Source organism: Ktedonobacteraceae bacterium, from assembly GCA_035653615.1.
Lineage (GTDB): Bacteria > Chloroflexota > Ktedonobacteria > Ktedonobacterales > Ktedonobacteraceae > DASRBN01.
Genome location: DASRBN010000010.1, coordinates 23925 through 29924, shown reverse-complemented (window position 1 = coordinate 29924; position 6000 = coordinate 23925). Strand labels below are relative to the sequence as shown.

The window sequence follows — 6000 nt, the reverse complement described above, 5'->3', positions numbered from 1 at the left end:
GCGGGAGCGACGGCCTTTTGTCGCATCCGCGGTTATTTGTCGACGTTGCGCAAGCAGGGCGTGGATCTGCTTTCTGCTTTGGAGGCCACGTTGCGCGGTCATCCTGTCCTTCCTTCATTTCAGACTACCTGAGTAGTTACCAATTTTTTTACAAATTTCATACTTTTCTCCGTCACTTTTTGGAACCGAACAACGCTATATCTAGCAGAGGACTCTTTTCATGAAGTGAAAGGCAGGGCTTACATAACATATGAAAACATGGTGGAGACCATTTCCCCGGCGCGCTGGCAGGCTCACCAGCCTGGCATGCGTGCTATCCCTGTTTCTCGTGATGATCATCACGAGCGCCTGTGGGGGCAGCGCTCAATCCCAGCAACAGGCCAGCCAGGGTAAGTCCCGGTTGGATCAGCTGATCGCTCACGCCCAGCAGATCGGCGTACCGACGCAGAGTCTTGCCCCTATCATGCGTCAAGAGCAACAATTGAGCAGCTCCGGCGCTCCTTTTTCACCGTTCAACGATCAACCCGATACTAATTTTTATACGCACCAGGCAGCGCAATACAACGCGCTCTATCAACAACTGCAAACGTTGATCACAACGACCACCGGCCAGTTTCAGATGCAGGCATCTCTGAATTTGCAGGGCTTCCAGCAAATGCTGAGCCGCCGGCAGACACAAAAGATTGGCGATCTCCAGTTCTTTAATAATGCTTATCAACAGGATCAATTGCTGTTCTCGCAGGCGAAGTACCCCAAAGACTTTGCCGCCGTTCGCGACGACGCGCAACAGAAAGCACAGGCGCTAGGCCAGTTGGGACTGGCTTATGAGCAGTTCACCTCTTTTGCCGAAACGATCACCCAGATGCAGTCAGCGCAACTGGATGTCTCCGTGCTGCAAGGGCAGGAAAACAGCGACCTGGCGGCTCTCAACAGCGCGACGACCACCTCAGCACTCCAGCAGTTGGAAAACCTGATCAATGCCCAATACACGGAGGCTCTGGCACATTCCATGAGCGCGCTCCCTTATGTCGAGGCGGCCAAGTTGCAGCAGTTCCAGCTACAGATCAAGTTGCTAAAATCATATGGTATCGATCCCTCTCAGTACCAGCAGCTTTACAATACCGACAAAGCGGCGATGCAATCCGTCAAAACGCTTGCGCAATACCTGACGGTCGCGAATCGCGTGAATAGCGACATAGCCTCGATGCACGACCAGCTAGTAACAGGGGAAGCCACTGCCCTGATCGGTCAGCTCAACAACGAAGCAATGTCCTGGGGCAATGCGCACCTGTATCACGATACATTCGATGGCAATAACTATATCCTCGATTCTGGCTATACGATGAATGGCATTGGCTACTGGCTGCAACTAGAACTCTCCTGGGCATATACCCCATCGGATTTCCAGGGCGTGCTGAATGACGAACACGATGAACTCTTCAGCCTGAAAATGATGGAGCAGGATTATGCCGATAAGACGCCGTTTAACCAGGCGCACCAGACCGACCAGGAACTGATGCAATACTATCACCTCTCGGGGCAGGTCATCGTGGTCTCGATGTTGGAGCAGGCGCTGCGCCTATACCAGAATGGCAAGCTGGTGCGAGCGTTCCACGTAACCACCGGGCGCGTTGAATTGCCCTCCTTGCCAGGGCACTGGACAGTTTTGAATCGCGCGTCACCGACCGAGTTCACCTCGTCCGACCCGCCGGGTTCGCCATACTGGTACCCGCCGACGCCGATTCACTACGCCATCAATTATCACTGGGATGGATACTTCATCCATGACGCGTGGTGGCGCGTGAACTTTGGCCCCGGCACGCAGTTCCCACACTACGATACCGGCGGCGATGAATCATTTGCCGGCAATGGCAGCCATGGCTGCATCAATATGCAGGAAAACGACGCCGCCTGGCTCTATGCCAACACCGACTATAATACGCAGATTGTTGTGTACTGATAGTGCTTACAAGACGCCTCCCCTTATAGCGATCTATCAAGGTTCTCACAAGGGGAGGCGTCACATACACTAACTGTTTCTTCTATTCTCTCAGCACTCCACCCACGGCATCCCTCACCCGCTGGATAATGCGGTTGCGTATCGCTACCACCTGCGATTCCTTTAAAGGCGCCTCCGGATTCTCATAAGTGAGCCTGTAGGCCAGGGACTTCTGGCCTGCAGGGATGGGCTGGCCGCGATAGACATCGAAGAGTTCTACGCTGGTCAGCAGCGAACCACCCGCTTTGCGAATGGCCTCCAGTACCTGCGCAGCGGTCACCTCTTCGGCAACCACAAAGGCCAGGTCCTCCACAACTGGAGGATAATTGCTGATCGGCTCCATGCGATGAATGCGCCAGCCGGGCTGGATCAACGGGTCAATGCGTATCTCGGCAGCATAGACGCGCGCATTGCCGGGTATATCGAAGCCAAGCTGCACCTCGGGATGCAGTTCGCCCAGGATGCCCACCGGCTCACCATGAATTTTCAGGTCCGCGCTCACCCGCGTAAAGACACGACGATCCCGCTGCGCGACGAACTCGAATTCGCTGTCACTGAGGCCGAGCCGGTGCAGTAAGGTCTCTATAATACCTTTCAGGTCGAAGAAATCGAAATCGCGCGTGCCTTCCGCGGCATTCTGGATATTGACCAGTTGCCGCGGCCCGGTTAGCAGGATGCTGAGCCGGCGCTCCTCTTTCGGACGAATGCCCTTGCTCTCTTCCGGCAGGTAGACATGGCCAATCTCGAACACGGCCTGGCGCTGCGTGTAGCGATAATTGTAGGCCAGGTTCTCCAGCGCCGTTACCAGCAGCGAGCGCCGCATCACCCTGCGATTGATGGAGAGCGGATTCACCAGCGTGATAAAAGGTACCATTTTTTCTATCGTACCGGCAGGCTCGCGATTGATTATATCGTGATGCTCAGGTATCGTTAAGGAGTAGCCAATCGTCTCCTGCAGACCGCAGCCGACCAGGATATCGCGAATCTTCTCCTCTGTTTCCAATGCCAGGTTGCGGTGCGGCGGCGGCAGCACATCGTCCATAAGAGTCGTCGCAATATGCTCGTAGCCGATCATGCGCGCGACCTCTTCAGCCAGGTCGGCCGGTACCTGGATATCCAGGCGATGCCAGGGCGCGATGCAGCGCAGCACCGGCTCGCCTGCCTCCACATTCAAACCGAAAGCGGATCGACCGAGTGTAGATGCCTCTGCCGGAAGCTCAGAAAGTTTTTCACTTTCAATGTCCAGCCGCTGCAAATCTTCCGCAATCCCGGGTAGCTTGACATCCATACCAAGAAGGCGGCGGATATCGCTCTCCGTCGTGTAGACAACACGTTCGGGCTGCGGCACAGGATAATCGTCCACCAGGCCAGGCACGACGGTGCCGCCAGCATACTGATGCATCAGCGATGCCGCCCGACGAGCCGCGATAGGATTGAGCGTGGCAGGAATACCGCGTGTGAAACGCTGGCTGGCCTCGCTGACCAGCTTCAGCTTCTGTGATGTGCGACGGTTATTGATGCCATCGAACGTCGCCGATTCCAGCAGCACATTGCGCGTCTCAGCATTGACCTCTGTCTCCTCGCCGCCCATCACGCCGGCAATCGCCACCGGGCCAAGCGTATCTGTGATCAATAGAATGGATTCGTCGAACTCGCGCTCGACGCCATCCAGGGTGGTCATCTTCTCGCCGGTCGTGGCCGTGCGCACGATGATTTCCGGTTTGTCGCGTCCCGACCGCTCGGCCCGCTGCTTGAGCAGGTCATAGTCAAAGGCGTGTAGGGGCTGACCCCATTCCAACATGACATAGTTGGTGATATCGACGATATTGCTGATGGGACGCATACCGGCCTTGATCAATCGATCCTGCATCCATTTCGGCGATTCGCCAACCCGCACATCTTTGATGATCATCGCCGTGTAGCGATTGCACAGCTCAGGATTTTCGATGCGCACATCGACATAATCCTCAGCGTGTCCCACAACCTGGGATGTTCCGGAGTGTCCATTGCTGGAAACCACCAGTTCATCGGGTGGCAGGTGCAGCTTCGCGCCGGTCAGGGCCGAGACTTCGCGCGCCACGCCGATCATATTGAGGCAACGCGCCATATCAGGCGTCAGGCCAATCTCGAATACTTCATCGCCCAGGTAATCTCGCAACGGCTTGCCCACCGGCGCATCTTCGGGCAGTAGCAAAATGCCCTCGTGTTCCTCGCTCAGTCCCAGCTCGCGCTCGGAACAGACCATGCCATTCGACGGGATGCCACGAATCTTCGACGGCTTGAGCTTCTTTTTAGGGCGCGGGCGTTCCTCACTGTAAGCATCAATCAAGACGGCCCCGGCACGCGCGAAAGCCACCTTCAATACGGGCAGGTTTTCCTGGTCCTTGTATTGAAAAAGGTTGGGCGCGCCGGTCACTACCTGCTCCGGTTCGGAACCACCGTAATCGACATCGACCAGCACCAGCCTGTCAGCATTGGGGTGCGCCTTTACTGCGAGGATACGCCCCACGACGATATGCTCGGGGTCCCACCACTCGCCTGCCCGCTCTATGCCCTCGACTTCCAGCCCCGCCAGCGTAATGCGGTCGGCCAGTTCCTTGAGCGGCATATCCAGGTCAACGTATTCTTTTAACCATGAAATGGGTACTAGCATGATTTTTTATCTCCAACTTCTTTATCTATCCCACTCTTTCAAGGAACCGCACATCGTTCGCATAGAAGTACCGGATGTCTTCGATGCCATACCGCTGTAAGGCGATGCGCTCAGGCCCCATGCCGAATGCGAAGCCGCTGTACTCACCGGGGTCGTAGCCGCCATATTGCAGCACGACGGGATGCACCATGCCGGCGCCCATAATCTCGAGCCAGCCGGTATACTTACAAATGGCACAGCCCTTGCCGCCGCACAGCACGCAGTCGATATCCGCCTCCACGCTCGGCTCCGTGAACGGGAAGTAGCTCTTGCGGAAGCGCATCTTGCGTCCCTCACCATACATCTGATTGGCGAAGGTGGTGATAACGCCCTTGAGATCGCTGAAGGTGATGCGCTTGCCCACGGCCAGGCCTTCCACCTGGAAGAACATCGATTCTGAACGCGCCGTGACCTGCTCGTAGCGATAGACCTTGCCCGGCAAGATGATGCGGATTGGTTCGGGCGCGTACTCGCGCATGGCATGAATCTGGCCCGGGCTGGTATGCGTGCGCAAGATCAGGTCATCGGTGGTGGTGTAGAAGGTATCCCACATATCCCTGGCCGGGTGCCCCGGCGGCATATTCAGAAATTGGAAATTGTACTCGTCGGTTTCTACCTCCGGGCTATCGTAAATCTGGAAGCCCATCGAGGTGAAGATGGTATAGATCTCCCGCAGCGTCATCGTGGTGGGATGCAGCTTTCCCAGCGTCTGCGGGCGTCCAGGCAGCGTTACGTCTATCGTTTCTGCGCTGCGAGCGGCCATCATCTCGGCCTGTTCGATTGCTGCCTGGCGCTCCTGCAAGGCCTGTTCGAGGGCTACCTTCACTTCGTTCGCGACCTTGCCCACCACCGGACGCTCCTCGGCGCTCAGACTGCCCAGGTTGCGCAGGATAGCGGTAAGCTGGCCCTTGCGCCCCAGATACTCGCCATGCCAGGCACGAATGGCCTCGCTGTTGTTAGCCGAAGCCAGGGCTGTTTCAGCATTTCGTCGTAGCTGCTCCAATTGTTGCAATAAATCCTGTTGTAATAGACTGCTCATTTGAACCTTCCATCTTCCTTTAAAAGGACTGCACTGTTAATCCCGCTTACAAAACCCCTACGGCACGCGGCTTCTTCCCCTTCGTTCCTCAAGGCTTCGGCTCGCGCGCTCAGCATGACATTGGCATAAGAATCAAAAAAGCTGACAAACATTCGTCAACAGGGACGAAGTTGCCAGCATGCAACGCTCCGCGGTACCACCCGTATTGAACCCATGCAATTATGCTCCTCATGCGCTTTGTATAGCAGCACATGGCGCGAGGCTAATTTC

General features: G+C 56.1%; 3 protein-coding genes. 1 reads left to right on the top strand and 2 read right to left on the bottom strand.

Features of this window, described 5'->3' with window-relative positions; all coding sequences use genetic code 11:
- Positions 1-250: 250 nt before the first annotated feature.
- Positions 251-1960: a L,D-transpeptidase gene (locus VFA09_05860; protein ID HZU66783.1), complete on the top strand. Its 1710-nt coding sequence runs from the start codon at positions 251-253 to the stop codon at positions 1958-1960.
- A gap of 82 nt (positions 1961-2042) precedes the next feature.
- On the opposite strand, the gene pheT is transcribed toward VFA09_05860, so the two are convergent.
- Together pheT and pheS are read right to left on the bottom strand one after the other, a co-directional pair.
- Positions 2043-4652 (bottom strand): phenylalanine--tRNA ligase subunit beta, encoded by a 2610-nt coding sequence (pheT, locus tag VFA09_05855; protein HZU66782.1) that lies wholly within the window; start codon positions 4650-4652, stop codon positions 2043-2045.
- A gap of 25 nt (positions 4653-4677) precedes the next feature.
- Entirely contained in the window at positions 4678-5730 is a 1053-nt protein-coding gene (pheS, locus tag VFA09_05850) for a phenylalanine--tRNA ligase subunit alpha (protein ID HZU66781.1), read from the bottom strand.
- Positions 5731-6000 lie beyond the last annotated feature (270 nt).